21 protein-coding genes are annotated in these 18,613 nt (G+C 44.6%); 6 read left to right on the plus strand and 15 right to left on the minus strand.

Annotated features, from left to right (window positions below; translation table 11 throughout):
* Positions 1-51 precede the first annotated feature (51 nt).
* The gene (locus bslm_RS15695; protein WP_046381305.1) at positions 52-654 is read left to right on the plus strand and encodes a biotin transporter BioY; all 603 of its coding nucleotides are present in this window, start codon (positions 52-54) and stop codon (positions 652-654) included.
* Positions 655-722: 68 nt separating this feature from the next.
* On the opposite strand, the gene bslm_RS15700 is transcribed toward bslm_RS15695, so the two are convergent.
* On the minus strand, positions 723-2,051 hold the full coding sequence (locus tag bslm_RS15700; RefSeq protein ID WP_003228736.1) for a Na+/H+ antiporter family protein: 1,329 nt from the start codon (positions 2,049-2,051) through the stop codon (positions 723-725).
* Between the two features lie 146 nt (positions 2,052-2,197).
* On the minus strand, positions 2,198-3,700 hold the full coding sequence (locus bslm_RS15705; protein WP_015251314.1) for a leucyl aminopeptidase: 1,503 nt from the start codon (positions 3,698-3,700) through the stop codon (positions 2,198-2,200).
* Between the two features lie 157 nt (positions 3,701-3,857).
* On the opposite strand from bslm_RS15705, the gene bslm_RS15710 reads away from it, so the two are divergent.
* Positions 3,858-4,334 carry a divergent PAP2 family protein gene (locus tag bslm_RS15710; RefSeq protein WP_003244337.1) on the plus strand — a complete coding sequence of 159 codons (477 nt, stop codon included), beginning with the start codon at positions 3,858-3,860 and terminating at the stop codon, positions 4,332-4,334.
* A gap of 29 nt (positions 4,335-4,363) precedes the next feature.
* Here bslm_RS15710 and spsC read toward each other — a convergent pair whose 3' ends face one another.
* From spsC to bslm_RS15725, 4 genes are all read right to left on the minus strand, one after another.
* Positions 4,364-5,020, minus strand: coding sequence for a stationary phase survival protein SpsC (spsC, locus tag bslm_RS15715; protein WP_009969090.1), 657 nt, complete (start codon positions 5,018-5,020; stop codon positions 4,364-4,366).
* A 103-nt stretch (positions 5,021-5,123) separates the two neighbouring features.
* Positions 5,124-5,444 (minus strand): YuiB family protein, encoded by a 321-nt coding sequence (locus tag bslm_RS15720; protein ID WP_003243877.1) that lies wholly within the window; start codon positions 5,442-5,444, stop codon positions 5,124-5,126.
* Positions 5,445-5,497: 53 nt separating this feature from the next.
* The gene (locus bslm_RS21035) at positions 5,498-5,641 is read right to left on the minus strand and encodes a YuiA family protein (protein ID WP_003243733.1); all 144 of its coding nucleotides are present in this window, start codon (positions 5,639-5,641) and stop codon (positions 5,498-5,500) included.
* A gap of 172 nt (positions 5,642-5,813) precedes the next feature.
* On the minus strand, positions 5,814-7,034 hold the full coding sequence (locus bslm_RS15725; protein WP_010886605.1) for an NAD(P)/FAD-dependent oxidoreductase: 1,221 nt from the start codon (positions 7,032-7,034) through the stop codon (positions 5,814-5,816).
* A 331-nt stretch (positions 7,035-7,365) separates the two neighbouring features.
* Here bslm_RS15725 and yumC point away from each other — a divergent pair, with 331 nt between their 5' ends.
* On the plus strand, positions 7,366-8,364 hold the full coding sequence (gene yumC, locus bslm_RS15730; RefSeq protein WP_003220618.1) for a ferredoxin--NADP reductase 2: 999 nt from the start codon (positions 7,366-7,368) through the stop codon (positions 8,362-8,364).
* Between the two features lie 39 nt (positions 8,365-8,403).
* On the opposite strand, the gene bslm_RS21040 is transcribed toward yumC, so the two are convergent.
* Positions 8,404-8,544 carry a hypothetical protein gene (locus bslm_RS21040; protein WP_061891019.1) on the minus strand — a complete coding sequence of 47 codons (141 nt, stop codon included), beginning with the start codon at positions 8,542-8,544 and terminating at the stop codon, positions 8,404-8,406.
* Between the two features lie 278 nt (positions 8,545-8,822).
* Here bslm_RS21040 and guaC point away from each other — a divergent pair, with 278 nt between their 5' ends.
* Positions 8,823-9,803 (plus strand): GMP reductase, encoded by a 981-nt coding sequence (gene guaC, locus bslm_RS15735; RefSeq protein WP_029725886.1) that lies wholly within the window; start codon positions 8,823-8,825, stop codon positions 9,801-9,803.
* A 73-nt stretch (positions 9,804-9,876) separates the two neighbouring features.
* On the opposite strand, the gene paiB is transcribed toward guaC, so the two are convergent.
* From paiB to bslm_RS15765, 6 genes are all read right to left on the minus strand, one after another.
* Positions 9,877-10,500 (minus strand): protease synthase/sporulation negative transcriptional regulator PaiB, encoded by a 624-nt coding sequence (gene paiB / locus bslm_RS15740; RefSeq protein WP_032726806.1) that lies wholly within the window; start codon positions 10,498-10,500, stop codon positions 9,877-9,879.
* A gap of 23 nt (positions 10,501-10,523) precedes the next feature.
* Positions 10,524-11,042 (minus strand): spermidine/spermine N(1)-acetyltransferase, encoded by a 519-nt coding sequence (gene paiA, locus bslm_RS15745; protein ID WP_046381306.1) that lies wholly within the window; start codon positions 11,040-11,042, stop codon positions 10,524-10,526.
* A gap of 340 nt (positions 11,043-11,382) precedes the next feature.
* A complete protein-coding gene (locus tag bslm_RS15750; protein WP_003244166.1) occupies positions 11,383-11,745 on the minus strand; it encodes a HesB/IscA family protein in 363 nt (120 codons plus the stop codon).
* A 78-nt stretch (positions 11,746-11,823) separates the two neighbouring features.
* The gene (gene dapF / locus bslm_RS15755) at positions 11,824-12,678 is read right to left on the minus strand and encodes a diaminopimelate epimerase (RefSeq protein WP_003243745.1); all 855 of its coding nucleotides are present in this window, start codon (positions 12,676-12,678) and stop codon (positions 11,824-11,826) included.
* 122 nt (positions 12,679-12,800) lie between these two features.
* On the minus strand, positions 12,801-14,015 hold the full coding sequence (locus bslm_RS15760) for a NupC/NupG family nucleoside CNT transporter (protein ID WP_003228710.1): 1,215 nt from the start codon (positions 14,013-14,015) through the stop codon (positions 12,801-12,803).
* Positions 14,016-14,151: 136 nt separating this feature from the next.
* A complete protein-coding gene (locus tag bslm_RS15765) occupies positions 14,152-14,388 on the minus strand; it encodes a YuzB family protein (protein ID WP_003222913.1) in 237 nt (78 codons plus the stop codon).
* Between the two features lie 262 nt (positions 14,389-14,650).
* Here bslm_RS15765 and bslm_RS15770 point away from each other — a divergent pair, with 262 nt between their 5' ends.
* On the plus strand, positions 14,651-15,718 hold the full coding sequence (locus bslm_RS15770; RefSeq protein ID WP_003242518.1) for an NAD(P)/FAD-dependent oxidoreductase: 1,068 nt from the start codon (positions 14,651-14,653) through the stop codon (positions 15,716-15,718).
* Between the two features lie 25 nt (positions 15,719-15,743).
* Here bslm_RS15770 and bslm_RS15775 read toward each other — a convergent pair whose 3' ends face one another.
* The gene (locus tag bslm_RS15775; RefSeq protein ID WP_003242597.1) at positions 15,744-16,070 is read right to left on the minus strand and encodes a YuzD family protein; all 327 of its coding nucleotides are present in this window, start codon (positions 16,068-16,070) and stop codon (positions 15,744-15,746) included.
* 99 nt (positions 16,071-16,169) lie between these two features.
* Between bslm_RS15775 and bslm_RS15780 the strand changes: the two genes are divergently transcribed.
* A complete protein-coding gene (locus bslm_RS15780) occupies positions 16,170-16,505 on the plus strand; it encodes a NifU family protein (RefSeq protein ID WP_010886606.1) in 336 nt (111 codons plus the stop codon).
* A gap of 41 nt (positions 16,506-16,546) precedes the next feature.
* On the opposite strand, the gene bslm_RS15785 is transcribed toward bslm_RS15780, so the two are convergent.
* Positions 16,547-18,520, minus strand: coding sequence for a S9 family peptidase (locus bslm_RS15785; protein ID WP_003243690.1), 1,974 nt, complete (start codon positions 18,518-18,520; stop codon positions 16,547-16,549).
* Positions 18,521-18,613: the final 93 nt, after the last annotated feature.

Consider the following 18,613-nt stretch of genomic DNA (forward strand, 5'->3'; position numbering starts at 1 on the left):
TTGTTCTTTATTACTCTATGATTGTGTATGTCAACCTAAGGGGGAACAACGATGAAACAACGTAAACTTCGTGCGGGAGATATGGCGCTGATTGGCATGTTCGCCGCACTTATGGCTGTCGGGGCCAACATTACATCAGTAGCACCCTTTTTACAAGTAGCCGGCATTCCGCTTTCGATGCAGCCGTTTTTCTGTCTCTTGGCTGCTTTGCTTCTTGGCAGCAAACGAGCAGCGATTGCCATGATTGTATATGCACTTGTCGGATTGGCCGGAGCGCCTGTGTTTGCTCAATTTTCAGCAGGCTTCGCACCGTTTGCAGGGAAAAGCGGCGGGTTTATTATCTCATACATCCCGGCAGCATTTGCAGCGGGTTGGTTTTTAGAACGAAACATTCAGCCAAGTAAAATTCGATTTCTCATTGCTTCACTTATCGGAACGGCGATCATGTATCTCATCGGCACTACCTATATGTATCTTGCACTGAAGCTGTGGATTCATACGCCAGTGAGCTACGGCACGGCTTGGGGCTTTATGATTTGGTTTATGGTAAAAGATACAGCGCTGGCTGTGATACTGTCGTTTTTCGCACCAGCAATCTACCGCTCTATTCATAAAGCAACCGGCTTTAACAGAAATCACATATCGTCCATGTAAAACCGTTCTATTGGACGGTTTTTTTATCATAACGAGAAAAGGCTCCCCAGTAAAGGGGAGCCTTTTTCCTATAAAACAAGCGCTGCAATCCAGCCAAAGATGACAAGCGGAATATTATAAAATATAAATGTCGGCACACAAGTATCCCAAATGTGGTGATGCTGGCCGTCCGCACTCAAACCTGAAGTCGGCCCAAGCGTACTATCACTGGCAGGTGAACCGGCATCGCCAAGCGCAGCAGCAGCCCCGATAATCGCAATCGTTGCCATCGGGCTGAATCCAAGCTGCATACATAGAGGCACGAAAATGGTTGTGATAACAGGAATGGTCGCAAAAGAAGATCCGATCCCCATTGTAATTAATAAGCCGACAATGAGCATCAGCAATGCGCCCAAGGACTGACTGTGTCCGATAAAACCAGCTGACGTTTTGACCAGTGACTCGACATCCCCGGTTTTCGTCAATACGTTTGAAAACCCGGCTGCAACAAGCATGACAAAGCCGATAAAGGCCATTAAAACCATTCCATCAGTAATCAGTGAGTCCGCTTCATCACGCTTCATCACACCGCTGACAAACAGAACAATCAGACCAGCGAGCGCCCCCATAATCATTCCTTCTACTCCCAAAGTCTGAGATAAGTAAAGCTGGACGCCGAGTGACACAACAATGGCTAGAACCGCGATACCAATACTTTTTCTCGTATATGGCGATGCTTCTGCACCTGAAATGTCTTTTGTTTCATATTGTTTCGGTTTACGGTATACGATCACTGATAAAATAAGGCCGACAACCATACCTGCAACTGGAATAATCAGTGCGTACGGAATATCAGCAAGCGGAACGTTTAACCCGGCATCCGCCATATTGTCCTTCAGCATGCCTTGGAAGATTTGGCCGAAACCGACCGGAAGCAAAATATAAGGAGCCGTTAAGCCAAATGTAATTACACACGCGATCAGACGGCGGTCCATTTCAAGTTCATTAAAGATTTTCAAAAGCGGCGGAATCAGCACCGGAATAAACGCGATGTGAACCGGAACAACGTTTTGCGAAAAACAAGATACAATTAAAATAATCAGCACAATCAGCACCTTAGACAGTGCTTTTTTTCGAGAATCTTCTTTATTTCCGATTAATTTAACGGAGGCTTCCACCATTGCGTCCGGAAGACCTGTTTTCGTCAAAGCGGCGGCAAACGCGCCAAGCATGGCATAGCTGACTGCAACGGTGGCATTTCCGCCGAGACCGTCTGTGAAAGCTTTAACCGTTTCGCCAAGACCGAGCCCGCCTGTTAACCCGCCGGCCAAGGCGCCTATAATTAATGCGATAACAATATTGACACGCAGCAGGCTTAATACAAGCATAAGCAGGACTGCGATGACGACTGCATTCATGATGATACCCCTCCAAAAATCCTTTAGTTTGCTAATGTAGTAGATAAATAAAGTACGAACGTATCGTATCATAACCGATCCACTTTAGTCAACTAAAGATCTCGGAAGAAAAAATCCCTGCCTCATCATACAGCAGGGATTTTTCATTACTCGTTTTTATCTTCTTCCAATGTAAATCGCTCCGCAAGTGTAGCCAGTGTTCTTGCCATAACGCCAGTAGCCCCGGCCGGTCCGAAGCAGGTTGCTTTATTGGCAGTCGCTGTGCCTGCAATATCAAGGTGAACCCAAGGTGTTGACTCAGCGAATTCACCAAGAAACGTTCCTGCCATAATCGCATGTCCCTCGCGTCCCGGTGAATTGTTGAGATCCGCCATTTGGCTGCTTTTCACGCGTTTTTTATCCTTCTCTGTTATCGGCAGCTGCCAGATCGCCTCGCCGCACTCTTGTGCAGCATCAGCTACCTGCTGGTAAAAGCTTTGATCATTTGTCATTGCACCGGTTGTTTCTGTTCCTAATGCCACAACGACGCCGCCGGTAAGCGTAGCTACATCGACAAGAACTGACGCGCCATGCTGTTTCGCGTATGTAATGCCATCTGCAAGCACTAGCCTTCCTTCAGCATCCGTATTAAGGATTTCTATTGTTTTTCCGCTTAAAGATACGATCACGTCATCCGGCTTCATGGCCCCGCCGGAGATCATATTATCGGTTGATGGAATAACGCACAGCACGTTTTGCTCAGGACGAAGCTCTCCGATCGTTTCCATAGCCCCGAGAACCGCAGCTGCTCCTCCCATATCTGATTTCATGCCGACAATTCCAGATTTCGTTTTAATGGAGTAGCCGCCTGTGTCAAAGGTAATTCCTTTCCCGACTAGTCCGACGACGTCTTCCCATTCCTTTTTGCCCTGATATTTCAACACAATCATTTTCGGCGGTTCGGTGGAGCCTTGGTTTACCGCAAGTATTCCGCCCATACCGAGCTCTTCCATCTCTGATTTCTCCAATATCTCACACTCAAAATCATATTTCGCCGCAAGCTCTTCAGCATACGAAGCGAGGTCAGTCGCTGTCAGCATGTTTCCCGGCATATTCACCAGCGTTCTAGCCGAATTTGTCCCTTGTCCGTATGCCTGGCCGACGCGAAGCCCTGCCTGCACTTCCTGTGTATCTTCATCTGTTACAACATACACGGCTTCAATTTGTTTGTCAGGCTCATTTGATTTGTGCTTATAATCCTGCACCTCATAGGAAGCAAGCAGGCAGCTCTCAGCTAAAGCATGAGCGGCATCGGCTGGAGGCACGTCTTCCGAAATAAACGTATCAAGCAGAACAGCAGTTTCTTGTTTTCGATCTTTATGAATGGCTTGAAAAACATGAGCAAAACGTTCCTTCGCCTGTTCAAACGAATAATTTGCTTCTCTCCCCAGGCCAACGAAATAAATCCGTTTCATACCCGCAGAAGATGGAGGGAATACTTTTGATACTTGATTCGGTTTCGCAGAGACATCACCCTCTTTTAAAAGCTGTGTCAGATGGCCTTCGAGCATTTCATCAATTTCCAACGCTTTTCCTGTCAGCTGGCTTTTTTGAAAAAGCCCGACCACAAGGGTTTCTGTATGCTCTGATTGTTGAACCGCATAAAACATGAGGCTTACACTCCTAACGTAATGGGTATTTGTAATGAACAATGGTATAATAGGAAAAACATTCTTTCCACTATACTTATTTTAACAAACAACAGTCTAAGACTTGCTTTTTTCTTTTGAAACACGAAGGATTTTTCAAATAGAAAGGATGTCGCCGATGGAACTTTTAACGAATTTTCCTTTATTATCAAGCCTGGCCGCAATTATTTTTGCTCAGGTCATCAAAGTGCCCATACAGTTTATCGTGTCCAGAAAACTGGACTGGTCGCTGGTCACAAGCACAGGCGGCATGCCCAGCTCTCACTCCGCAGCGGTCACTGCGCTTTCTACAGGCGTAGCCTTGGAGCATGGATTAGACTCCTCACTCTTTGCGGTTTCCGCCATTTTCGCCGTCATAACCATGTTTGACGCAACTGGCGTCAGACGCCACGCCGGTGAGCAGGCAACAGTCATTAATAAGCTTGTTATTGATTTTAACCGTTTCGTAAATGAAGCGAAGGACTTCCCTAAGGCTGCAGAGAAAGAAAAGCAAAAAAAGCTGAAAGAGCTTCTCGGACATCAGCCGATCGAAGTCTTTTTCGGAGGATTAACAGGTATTTTACTGACATTGGTACTCGCTTACTTTTTCATGTAAAAAAACGCTCCTGCTTTCGCTGGAGCGTTTTATTCTTTCACAGTTTTATATTGATTTCTGAACACTTGCAAAGATTTTGTTTCATTGAGCTTCTCAAGCTCATCCTCGGTAATCTTTCCCGTTCCCTTTTTAATCACATATACATCAAGGGTTTTTTTGCCCCATTCATTGTATACATCTTTGACTGTCTCAAAGTACAGATCAAGGCGGTTTCCCTTAATAGCTGATCCTGTGTCGGCCACAACTCCGAGACCGTAGTTCGGAATGAATAAAATTGTTCCGATCGGGAAAACGGACGGGTCAGCAGCAACCGTGGAATATAAATCCCGTTTCACTTTCACACCTGAATATGTAAGCCCGTATAATGGATCACCGGGATTTTTGCCCGTCGACTCAGCTCCTGCTGTGTAGCCTGTTGCTGTTACTCTTTGGACTGGATATTCATCCCAATCAAATGCCTCTTCTAACGGTTTTGTTTTATCCTCAGCCGCGGACGTGGTTTGTGTTTGTTTCTGCTGCAATGCTTTTAATCTCAGTCCTGCATGCTTCAAGTGCTTTTCCTGATGTTCCTGCACCCATTTTGACAAGTCCTTCGCTTCAATTCCTGACACTGATAAAAATGTCGTGCCAAATGCAAGCAGAAATAAACAGGTCATCAGCAAACGTCTGATCATATTCAACATCATTCACCTCTCCTCCGAATCATTGTTCCCAAGTGGAGAGAGCATTATTCAAAATGGTGAATGAGCTGAACGCATAAAAAAAGCTTTCTTTAGAAGAAAGCGGCATTTAAAACATTTGATATCCTCTTTTTCTAAGCATGTTGATCGCTATACCGGACACGATGGCGCCGGCCAAACCGCTGACTAAAATCAGCACATCAGCAGCCGCTAATGATAAGACACGATGAAACAGGCTGGCAAAGGATTCTCCCGGCGACTGGACATAGCTGATCAGCTTTTCTTTGCTGATAATGAAAAGGCATACAATTGGATAAATCACAGCCATAATCCAAGACATTCTCAGCAGCATGTTTAATAAGAAACCGATTCCAAAAAACAAGACAAAAAACAAAACAATTGAGATGATTACGACTGGCAGACTAATCAACCTATTCCACCCCCCTGCGTTGTTTTTAGTGTAACGCGGGGGCTGAAATAAAGTCAACGGCTGGAAAAAGAATGACTGTCTTTTCCTGTCCCCTGGCAAGACGGACAAGTCTCTGAACCGCCGAGAATCAATTGAAAATATCCTTTCCCTGAACAAAATGGGCATGCATGTGAAGCGGTTGTCGTTGCAGTTTTCATCTAATCATCACCCTTTTTCTTAATTTTCTGATAATATACCATATCAAGCTGTCAACAATAAAGTCAGATCATGTGACAAATCTTTTGATGTAAGCGGAAACATACTTGTTTTCCTCTCGTTCTCTTTTTATTTTGGCGTTTTTTAATAAAGAAAACCCGCTTCCGCGGGTTTTTAGAAAAACTTGAACTTGCCTTTTTTCAATGTCAGTCCGAGTCCGCCAATCATAAACAGTGAGCGGTTATCAATGACTTTTTTCATAAACGAAGCGGGCGTGCCTTTCAGCTTTCTGCCATAAACAACCCCAACCGCGTTATGCTCGCCAAGAGAAGCCACTGTTCCCTTAATGTCCGGCTTGAATTCCTCAAGCTCTCCGCCTTTAATAAGCCTGCCAAGGTTTTTAGCGACCGTTATGCCCTGCTGCATTGCAATTTGCGCAGTCGGCGGATACGGGCGCTCTGTATCTTCATTCATAAACAGCGAGCTGTCGCCGAGAATAAAGACATTGTCATGTCCCGGGGCGCGGAGATCAGGGTTGACTTTGACTCGGCCGCGCATATTCTCAAAACCGGCTTCCTCCACAATCGGATGGCCGCGGACACCTGCCGCCCATACAACGGTTTGCGATTTGATCTGCTCTGGTTCTTCATCTTTTTTGCCGACTCTGACTCCTTCTGGTGTACATTCTTGTACAGCCGTTCCGATCTTGAACTCAACTCCGTTTTCCTCAAGATAATGTACGGCGTAATCAACAAGTTCCGGATCAAAGCCCGGCAAAACGGTCGGCGCTGCTTCCACACAAATGATGCGGACAAGGCTTCTGTCAACGTCATATTCCTTACAGAGCTCCGGCACGCGAGCAGCCAGTTCGCCAAGAAATTCAATTCCCGTAAATCCGGCACCGCCAACAACGATCGTTAACCTGTCCGGCCGTTTTTCCGCTTCCGTATTGTAAGTCGCAAACTGCAGCTCAATATGTTCCCGCAGCAGGCGCGACGTGTTGATGTTGGCAATCGGAAACGCATATTCTTTTAAGCCTTTAATGCCGAACGTTTCAGGCACGGCGCCGAGCCCGATGACTAAATAATCGTACTGCAATTCTCCATTCGCAAGCACAACTTTTTTCTCATCAATTTTGATTGCCTTTACGGTATCCTGTACAAAATTCACCCGTGACTGGTTGATTACATCTTTTATCTGATAACGGCAGCGGTCATGATGGAGCGTACCCGCGCTCGCTTCATGCATCCATGTCGTTTCATAATGATAATTGTGTTTATTTACAAGCGTAATGTCAGCATCATTCGGCCCGACATACTTCGTCAGCCTTGTCACCGTCATCAATCCGCCATATCCTGCACCTAAAATCACGATTTTGGGCTTATTCAATGCCATCACATCCACCTTCTCTTTTTTTGCTTTTGTTAGACCCATAATAAAATCATCATTTGTGTTAGCTTCAGCTTATTGGCGGGATTTTATGAAATATATTGAAAAGTTTTTTGTGAAGTCCTTACCCGTAGCACTATTATCATGTTTATCCGGCTGGCCCAAGAAACATTCAGAAAAAGATCATTTCATTTGGTTATTATCGTAGCGGCCTGCGGAAATATTTTCAAGAACGGATGGGCACGTTAGATCCTTACGATTTTTTCTGCTGACTCGTCAATTTGAACGGCAATATGGTATAATTAATAACAATTTTCATTTAGGAGGCAATTTTCGTATGCGAGAGGATACAAAGGTTTATGATATTACAATTATAGGCGGGGGACCGGTCGGCTTATTCACCGCTTTTTACGGCGGGATGAGACAGGCAAGCGTCAAAATTATCGAAAGCCTGCCTCAGCTCGGCGGACAGCTTAGCGCCCTATACCCTGAGAAGTATATATATGATGTAGCGGGATTCCCGAAAATCCGCGCGCAAGAGCTTATCAATAACCTAAAAGAGCAAATGGCGAAATTCGACCAAACCATTTGTCTGGAGCAAGCGGTTGAATCTGTTGAGAAACAAGCGGACGGCGTGTTTAAGCTTGTAACAAATGAAGAAACCCACTACTCTAAAACGGTCATCATAACTGCAGGAAACGGCGCATTCAAACCGAGAAAGCTGGAACTTGAAAATGCCGAGCAGTATGAAGGCAAAAACCTCCATTACTTCGTTGATGATCTGCAAAAATTCGCCGGCAGACGCGTTGCGATCCTTGGCGGTGGAGATTCCGCGGTTGACTGGGCGCTTATGCTTGAGCCAATCGCAAAAGAAGTATCGATCATTCACCGCCGCGACAAGTTCCGAGCGCACGAGCACAGTGTGGAAAACCTTCATGCGTCGAAGGTTAATGTCCTGACACCATTCGTCCCTGCGGAGCTGATCGGCGAAGACAAAATCGAACAGCTAGTGCTTGAAGAAGTGAAAGGCGACCGCAAAGAGATTTTAGAAATTGATGACTTAATCGTCAACTACGGTTTCGTTTCATCTCTTGGACCGATCAAAAACTGGGGCCTGGACATCGAGAAAAATTCCATTGTCGTGAAATCAACAATGGAAACAAATATCGAAGGCTTCTTTGCAGCAGGTGACATTTGTACATACGAAGGAAAAGTCAACCTGATTGCCAGCGGCTTCGGTGAGGCACCGACAGCAGTGAACAACGCCAAGGCTTACATGGACCCGAAAGCCCGCGTACAGCCTCTTCACTCAACAAGTCTTTTTGAAAATAAATAATAAAAAAAGAGAGCTTGTGTCTGCGACACAGCTCCTTTTTTATTTGAAGATATTTATATAATTCAATGCAGTTCCTACAACCAGCGCAATCACAAGGGCTGCGACTACCCAGATCATTGCCATAATAATGCGGTCCTGAATCTTTTGGGACTTCGGTGTTTTTTCTTCGTTTTGGACCATCTTATTCGCTCCTTTCCCATGTCCATGCCATAAAGAAAGCCTGGTGCTGAACGACCAAGCTTTGCTGAACGTATATCATTCGCGTTTTGATCCGCTCTCTAAGACCATTCGTTAAAACTATGATACCTAAACTCACCCTGCATGACAAGCTTCGGCACTTGCACCACACCTGCCAGCAAATCATAATGTTTGACATCCTAAATAAAACAGAGTACATTATAGAAGGCGAACATTTCATATATTATACTTTTAAATATTCGTTTTTAGGAGTGAAAACCATGGAAAACGTATTTGATTACGAAGATATTCAGCTAATTCCTGCAAAATGCATTGTAAATAGCCGTTCAGAATGTGATACATCCGTACGTTTAGGCGGACGTACATTTAAATTACCCGTCGTCCCTGCCAATATGCAGACGATTATAGATGAAAAGCTAGCGATTCAATTAGCCGAAAATGGCTACTTTTATGTCATGCACCGATTTGAGCCTGAGACACGAATTGATTTTATTAAAGATATGAACGCACGCGGGTTATTCTCTTCTATCAGCGTGGGCGTCAAAGATGAGGAGTATGAATTTGTCCGCCAGCTGGCAGAAGAAAATCTGACGCCTGAATACGTGACAATTGACATTGCTCACGGGCACTCAAATGCTGTCATTGAAATGATCCAGCACCTTAAAAAACATTTGCCGGACAGCTTTGTTATTGCTGGCAATGTCGGAACGCCGGAAGCGGTCAGAGAGCTTGAAAATGCGGGAGCGGATGCCACTAAAGTCGGCATCGGACCGGGAAAAGTATGTATTACGAAAATCAAAACCGGCTTCGGCACAGGCGGCTGGCAATTAGCGGCGCTGCGCTGGTGTGCCAAGGCTGCCAGCAAACCGATTATCGCGGATGGCGGCATCCGCACCCATGGCGACATCGCAAAATCAATCCGATTCGGCGCAACGATGGTCATGATCGGTTCACTATTTGCCGGACACGAAGAATCGCCAGGCCAAACGATCGAAAAAGACGGAAAGCTTTACAAGGAGTACTTCGGCTCAGCCTCTGAATTCCAAAAAGGCGAAAAGAAAAATGTCGAAGGCAAAAAAATGCACGTGGCGCATAAAGGCTCGATCAAGGATACACTGATTGAAATGGAGCAGGATCTTCAATCTTCTATTTCTTATGCAGGCGGAACAAAACTTGACGCCATCCGCAATGTGGATTATGTGATTGTGAAGAATTCCATTTTTAATGGGGATAAATATTAATCATAAAAAAACGCCAAGTCAGCGGTTCTCCGCTTGAGTTGGCGTTTTCTGCTACTTCTTCAGCAAAGTAAGCTTATATTTGCTTTTTGAATTTATCTTCCATCAGTTCTGCCATTTGTTTTGCATTTGGATTTTCTTCATTTTGCAACTGTTCAATGATGTTCATATAATCCGTTTCATTTCGGTTCTGGCTTAATTTATATGCCGCTTGAATGTCTTCCACCTTAATCTTAAATCCAACGATACCTTTCAATTCACGTTCTAAGAGTTTTGGAGAAAGCTTATCCCATAAAACAGGATTGTCACGATGTTTTTCGTATTTCTCCAGCATGATTGTTAATTCTTCTGCTAATTCATCTTTCTCTAACATACTTGCTTTTCCATACATGTGGACAGCCTGATAATTCCACGTCGGAACATTTTCGCGCGAATACCAGGAAGAAGAAATATAAGCGTGCGGTCCCTGAAACATCACAAGCACATCTTCACAGGCTTCAAACGTTCTCCACTGAGGATTTCCATAAGCGAAATGCCCCGTAATATAGTAATGATCATCTTTTTTATTGAATCCTAACGGCAAATGTGTGGCAATTGGTTTTCCTTGTTCTGTTGTGACAACCGTACCAAAGGAGTTTTCTTGTACAAAATTCCAAATTTCTTCAGCATTTGTGACTTTAAAATATTTTGGAATATACATCATCATCCACCCTTCGAAAAATATTATACGAGTGTTTTAGCCATGATTAAATCCGTTTGTTCTTCATCACCCATATAAAAAGAGTGGGCGCCGGTCTGAACAAACCCCATTTTCTTATAAAAGGCAATGGCATTTTCATTTTTTTCCCACACACCTAGCCAAATGTTCGTTTTATTACGTTCCAGCGCAATTTCTATCGCTTTATTCAACAGATGTTTGCCAAGCCCATGTTTTTGAAAGCTGTTCTTTATATAAATTCTCTCGATTTCAAGTGATTCAGCACCCATTTCTTCAGACTGAGCATCATCGATATTGACCTTTACATATCCAGCGATTTCATGATCAAAGTAAATAAAAAAGAATTGCGAAGACATATTGGATAACTCTTTTTCCAGCTGCTCAGTGTTAAATGCGCTTTCTAAATAGGCTTTCATATTTTCAGGTGAGTTCTGTTCTTTAAAAGTGTCATTGAATGTTTCAATACTCAATTGTTGAAGTGTTTGTAAATCTTCCCGGCTGCATTTTTTCATTTTTACACTCATTGTTCGGATTCAGCCCCTTTATTTAAAATTCAATTGTCTTGTGTCCCTTTTTTAATATATTTAAACACGGAACAGATACTGACCTTGTTACCATTCCAAAAATCTTCTTCATCATCAACTCCCTATCGTGATTTTGTTGCAAATGCAATAAAATATACCCCACATTAAATATAGCGTAACTTTGCTGTATTTACAACAAAAATCAAACAACAAAGCAGCGTTTCTCTTGCCGAAGTCCCCGGAACTCTCTGCATCATTTCCCCATAATAAAAACGCCTCCCTTAACGATGATTTATCGCTAAGAAAAGCGTCAGTAATAGTTGCTATCCGTTTTTAGTGCTTAGCACTCTTCAGGCTTGCCTGCATTCGTTGCTGTTCTGAACGAAGAACCGCAGCCGCATGAAGCGATGGCGTTTGGATTGTCGATGGTGAAGCCGCCGCCGAGCATGGATTGTTTATAATCAATCACGGTGCCGTTCATGATGTCAAGGCTTTCTTTGTCAACTAGAACAGTGATGCCGTGCTGATCAAACACACTGTCTGATTCACTCTTTTCATGCTCAAAGCCCATGCCGTAAGAAAGTCCGCTGCAGCCGCCGCCTTTGACGCCTACACGCAGAAACGCGTTTTCTTCTTCATGCTCTTTCATCATATCTTTTATATGCAAAGCTGCTGCTTCTGTAATTGTTACCGGGTTGCTCATCATTATGAACCTCCTTTTAAAAACCGGTTGCTGTCTTTTATTATAAACATGATCGTTCCAATTCTCAAACAAGGTGTTTTACAAGAAATAGACACCCTCACAAACGGTTTCAGCCGGCCCTGTCATCATTACATGGCCGTTATCTTTCCAGTTTATCACCAAATCCCCGCCTGCTAAATGCACCGTGATGTCTTGATTTCGCTTTGATACGCCGTTTAATACAGATGCGACTGCCGCTGCACATGCTCCTGTCCCGCATGCCTGAGTAATCCCTGATCCCCGTTCCCAGACGCGGAAATGCAATTCTTGTTCATTCACGGTTTCAACGAATTCCACATTGATGCCTTCCGGAAATCTCGGATCTTTCTCAATCACCGGCCCCAGTGTCGTTAAGGGTGCCTGTTCAATGTCTGCGATCGGAAAAACGATATGCGGATTTCCCATTGAAACGGCAGTGCCTGTTAGTTCTACTTCACCAAATGCCATCGTTTCATTGATTGTGTGCTCTTCCCCGCCGTCAAGCATAGGAAGCTCGGATTTTGTCAAGCGCGGTTCGCCCATATCGACAGTGACCACATTCACTTTTCCGTTTTCGACTTGAACCTCCGCTTTCACAAGCCCGGAGAGAGTTTCAATCAGAAAAGATGTTTCCTCAACCAGCTTATGCTCATATGCGTATTTTGCGACGCAGCGCAGGCCGTTGCCGCAGTTTTTCCCTTCAGACCCGTCATTATTAAAAATCCGCATTTTAACAGGCGCTTGGTCTGATGGGCATATCAGGATCATTCCGTCGGATCCGATCCCTGTATAAACAGAAGAAACCTGAATTGCAATCTCTGACAGTTTTTCTTCTGGAAGCTGTTCTTCAAATTGATTCACATAAATATAACTGTTTCCCAGGCCGTGCATTTTGGTAAATCGAAATGAGTTCATAGGTGCCTCCAACTTTTTTTCTTTTTCTTAGTATAAAAGCTATTATAAGCGGACACAATACAATTATCCCCCGTTTTTCATACATAAAAGCTCCTTGCACTGACGCAAGGAGCTTTTATCGTTTATATAAACATGCCGGCAATGGCTGCGCTGAGCAGATTGGCTAATGTTCCTGCAAGAACAGCCTTCAGGCCGAGACGTGCGATATCTGAACGGCGGCTGGGCGCTAAACCGCCAAGCGTACCAAGCATAATCGCAATTGATGAAAAATTGGCGAATCCGCATAACGCGAAACTGATAATGGTAGCAGTTTTCTTAGAAAACTCGCCGATGTGCGGACCGAAGTTAGAATAAGCGACAAACTCATTCAGCACCAATTTCTGGCCGATATAGCTTCCCGCCTGCAATGCTTCATGCCAAGGCACGCCAATCAAAAAGGCGATAGGAGAAAACACATAGCCGAGAATGGATTCTAATGTTACGCCTTTTAAACCGAACAAGCCGAAAGCCCCGCCGAGAATACCGTTTACTACAGCGATTAACGCAACAAACGCAAGCAGCATCGCCCCAACATTTAACGCAATTTGCAGTCCTGTTGACGCTCCCTTTGCAGCTGCGTCAATGACATTGGCTGCGCCTTCGCCTTCATCCATTTTGAAATCGCTTTTTACGGTTTGCGTTTTTTCCGTTTCGGGTATAATCAATTTACCAAAGACTAGTCCAGCTGGAGCAGCCATAAAGCTGGCCGCCAGCAAGTACTCAATCGGAATACCGAGAAGCGCGTACCCAAACAAGGTAGATCCCGCAACTGCCGATAGACCGCTCGTCATAATCGTAAACAACTCAGAGCGCGTCAGCCCGGCAATCAGGGGTTTGATCACTAACGGAGATTCTGATTGTCCTACAAAAATATTGGCAGCAGCCGCCAGAGATTCCGTTTTGCTTGTTCCAAGGAGCTTCGACAATCCGCCGCCAATGACACGGAAAACGAGCTGCATGATTTTCAAATGATATAAAACTGCAATCAGTGCTGAGAAGAAAATGATAACGGGCAGTACACTTAATGCAAATGCCGGACTGTCTCCGACCTTTAGAAGCGGTCCAAAAATAAAACTGATGCCTTCATTCGCATAGTCAATCAGAAGCTGTACACGGCTTGAAAACCATAAAAAAACAGCGCGTCCCGCTTCCCATTTCAACACGATGTATCCAAACGCCACCTGTGTGCATAAACCAACGATGACGGTTCTTATCTTAATATTGCTTTTCTTTTCTGAAAATAAAAACGCGATAGCAATGATCGCAACTGCGCCCAGCAGCCCCCACAGAACATTCATGAATACTCGTACACCTCTTAAATTTTATTTAAAAAAATATCTTTTATACGATAACAATAATATTTTTTGATGTCTACACATTTTTTTAGTTCTTTTGTACGGCAAAATAAAAAAGGGCCTGTCCAGGCCCTTTTCTTTAAAACATTGGATTTTCTTCAATAAAGGTATATATATTCTCAACAAGCTCAGCAGGCGTTTCACCCATGACGACTTCTCCGTTTACCAGAGCGAAAAGCGATTCCATGCATGTCCCGCAGTAGCTTAAGCAGCCATATTCAAGGACATCAAGGTTGGGATCCTTCTCCAAAATCGCCCGGGCTTCCTGAGAGCCGTGAGCCAGATTGCTGACACAAAATTCAATCATTGGATTCATGCGGTTTCACCTCACATATGTCCATTATCGCGAATTTTTCACTATTCGTCAAAGACAACGGATGATTCAAAATTTATTATCGTAACATATTATTTCTCAAATAACGTTTTACTAATTTGTGTTTTCAGGCTAAATTGTAGGTTATTTTGAAACTATTATTGTGATTTTAGATCAAATTCGATATAATTCTAGATGTTATTTTACATAGTTCGTATTTTCTTCAATGTATCTATCATACTCTTCGGATTAAAGGGGAATTCAAATGAAAAAATTGGTCTTGATCGGCGGAGGTTACGGGAACATGCGCGTTCTTCATCGCTTATTGCCAAACCAGCTGCCTGATGATGTTTCAATCACGTTAATTGACAGAAATCCTTATCACTGCTTGAAAACAGAATATTATGCCCTTGCCGCAGGCACAATTTCTGACCATCATATCAGAGTGTCATTCCCAGAGCACCCTCGCCTGGATGTCCAATACGGTGATATCACATCAATTGATATTGTACAAAAACAAGTGCTGTTCCAAGATCGTGAACCGATTTCTTACGATGACGCCATAATCGGGCTCGGCTGTGAGGATAAATATCACAACGTGCCGGGAGCGCCTGAATTCACCTACAGTATTCAAACCATCGATCAGTCCCGCGAAACCTACCAAAAGCTGAATAATCTGAGCGCTAATGCCACCGTCGCCATTGTCGGAGCGGGCTTAAGCGGCGTTGAGCTTGCAAGTGAATTGAGAGAAAGCCGTGATGACCTGAACATTATTTTGTTCGACCGCGGTAATCTCATTTTATCAAGCTTTCCCGAGCGTTTAAGCAAATATGTGCAAAAATGGTTCGAAGAGCACGGTGTCCGCATTATTAACAGGGCAAATATCACAAAAGTAGAAGAAGGCGTTGTGTATAACCACGATGATCCGATTTCTGCAGACGCCATCGTGTGGACAGCCGGCATCCAGCCAAACAAAGTCGTCAGAGACTTAGATGTGGAGAAGGACGCACAAGGGCGTATTGTATTAACGCCTCATCATAATCTTCCAGGTGATGAACATCTGTACGTTGTCGGCGATTGCGCCAGTCTTCCTCATGCACCGAGCGCCCAGCTGGCAGAGGCTCAAGCAGAGCAGATTGTCCAAATCTTGCAAAAACGCTGGAATGGAGAAGCCCTGCCTGAATCAATGCCGCAGTTTAAGCTGAAAGGCGTCCTCGGTTCACTCGGAAAAAAAGCCGGCTTCGGGCTTGTTGCTGACCGTCCGCTGATCGGCCGTGTTCCGCGTATGCTGAAATCCGGCTTGCTGTGGATGTATAAACACCATAACGGTTAATGATAGAGAAGAACCGCTGATCAAGTCAGCGGTTTTCTGTATACCCATGCTTCTCCATTTCCTCATAAACGTCTTTTAATTTTGGATTGCCTTCACCGACAATTTTGTCTTCTACAAGCACAAGCGGATAAAAATACTCGTCATTTCTGATTTTTTCCGCAAGCTCTTTCGCATGTTCATTGTCAGGCGGCTCATGAATATCGATGTACTGCATCTCAAAAGGCTGATTTGGATATTTTCTTTTCAGCGCAGCCTCAAGCCACTCGTATGTATCCTTGGCTGTCGGCATATTTACACAGCTCGCACAAACGTTTTCTGCCCCGTACACGCTTAGCATGACTGGTTTCATCACTTGTAGACGCCCCCTTCTCCTATGTAAGTCCTTTCTTTTAAGTATACAGAGCCTAAGGGCGTTTTTATAGAAAAAAACCGTTTTTGTGTTGAAGTCTGAATGTGCTATAATAGGGAAAGCAACTTTGCAAACCAAACAATAGATTTTTATTGTTACACTGAATATAATGGTTTTATGACGACGAAAGGAGCGAATGTCATGACTGAAGTTGAAATGAAAGAACAGGTGCAGGAAGTACTGGACAAACTTCGTCCGTTTTTACTTCGTGACGGCGGTGACTGTGAGCTTGTAGACGTAGATGAAGGTATCGTTAAGCTTCGTCTTCTAGGCGCATGCGGCAGCTGCCCAAGTTCAACAATTACGTTGAAAGCCGGAATTGAGCGCGCTCTTCTTGAAGAAGTGCCGGGTGTCGTTGAAGTAGAACAAGTCTTTTAATAAAGCAGCCAGGCTGATATTTGATCAGCCTGGCTTTTTTATTAGAGATGTTGATCAAACCATGAGCTGATATAATTCAGGCGCTTGATCCGCTGTCTTGGGTGTCCGGTGCGTGATAAATTGTGCGATGCATTCGGAAAACGGACAAGCTTGGTTTCCTTGCCCATTTTTTTCAGAGCGATAAACAGCTGCTCCGCCTGCTCGATCGGGCATCGGTCATCCCGCTCGCCATGCAGTATCAAAAGCGGTGTCTCCACGTTTGCTGCGTATTTTAAAGGAGACCGGTCCCAGAGCTTTTCTGTGTCCTCAAACATGTCATGCTCAAGCTGCCAGTCTGTAAAGAAATAGCCGATATCACTGACGCCGTGAAAGCTGATCCAATTTGATATCGAGCGCTGGGTAACGGCAGCTTTAAAGCGGTTCGTCTGCCCGACGATCCAGTTGGTCATAAAACCTCCGTAGCTTCCGCCCGTGACACCGAGCCGCTTAGGATCAATATGCGGATCTCGTTTGATAGCCTCATCCACAGCCTGCATCACATCGTCATAATCCTTTCCCCCATAATCTCCTCTGACCGCATTCACAAATTCCTGCCCGTAGCCGTGGCTTCCTCTCGGATTGATATAAACGACCGCGTATCCTTTCGCCGCCAGCACCTGAAACTCATGAAAATATGTATGTCCGTACATCATATGCGGACCGCCGTGTATGTTAAGAATAAGTGGATATGTTGTCTCACCTTCCATTTGTGCAGGCCTCATCAGCCAGCCGTTCACCATCACGCCGTCTTCTGTAGCATATTGAATCTCTTCAGGTATTGATATCGTATGCTCCCTGACAAACTTGTCATTCGCGCCAGTCAGCTGTTTCTCTTCCTGTCCAAGCGGGATACTGTAAAGCTCACTCGGTCTGTCCGGCTTTGTCACACTGGCAATAAAGTGCTGTTCATCAGGTGAAAGAGAAAAGCTATTGATGTACTCTTTTTCCAGACGAATCGGATACACAAGGCCTTCAATCGAAATATAATAGATGCCCGTACTGCCTTGATCTGTGCCGATGACATAAAACCCTTGGCTGTCCTTTGTCCAAATCGGGCGCTGTTCAGCACCACCGATCAATGAATCTCCAATCAGCGCATCCGCTAAATGAACGTCCAGCATCTCAGTAAGACATGTGAGGCGGCCTTGTTCGATATCATAGAGCCACGCCTTTGAGAGCGTAGCATTCTTATATTCCTTTTCATTTCCAAGCAAAGCAAGATACCTTCCGTCTGGTGAAAATGAGCTTGATCCGAATGAGCCGCGATGAGGTGTAACCTGCTTAAGATCTCCAGACTCCAGTGACATTATGTAAACATCATGCGGCTTGCTGGCATCATCTGTTTCAGTTAAATTAGCTGAGAAAACAAGCCATTTGCCGTCAGGAGAAAAAGCAGGATCACCATGATCAGCTTTGTGACTTGTCAGCTCTTTCATCTCACCCGACTTTACGCTGACAAGCACAAGCTGGGCATACGCACCTCTCGTCAGCCCTTTGCCGTCCCGTTTGTAGGAGAGGCCTTGCACTTCAACAGGTTCATAGCTGTCCTGCTCTGTTTTTTCTCGGTCATCAATGCTTTCCCCCTCTCCCAAACTGACAGTGACCAGAATCGATTCACCGTCCGGGGACCATAGCGGCTTTGACACGCCATATGGGATATCAGTCAGTTTTCTTGCTTCTCCGCCTTCAGTGCTCATGATATAAAGCTGTGCCGCATCGCCTTCTCGATCAGAAATAAAGGCAAGCGTGCGCCCGTCCGGAGACCATCTTGGGTCGGTGCTTCGCTTTTCTCCATGTGTCCAAGGAACAGATCCTCCCGTTTTCGTTTCATAGATCCATATATTTGATGTATACGAATCTTTCTCTTGATTTACTTGTGATTTTACATATGCGGCACGGGTACCGTCTGGGGCGTATTGAGGATCGGTCACAGAGACAATCGCTGTGATGTCGTCTGCGGTTATCAGCTTTTTCATATTCATCTCCTCCTTTTTACATGTATTTCGTTTTTCTAAATAAAAACTCCTTTATCTCCAGCAAAAAAAAGCGCCCTCCGCTGACGCTGAGGA

This window comes from Bacillus sp. LM 4-2, from assembly GCF_000978495.1.
Classification (GTDB): domain Bacteria; phylum Bacillota; class Bacilli; order Bacillales; family Bacillaceae; genus Bacillus; species Bacillus subtilis.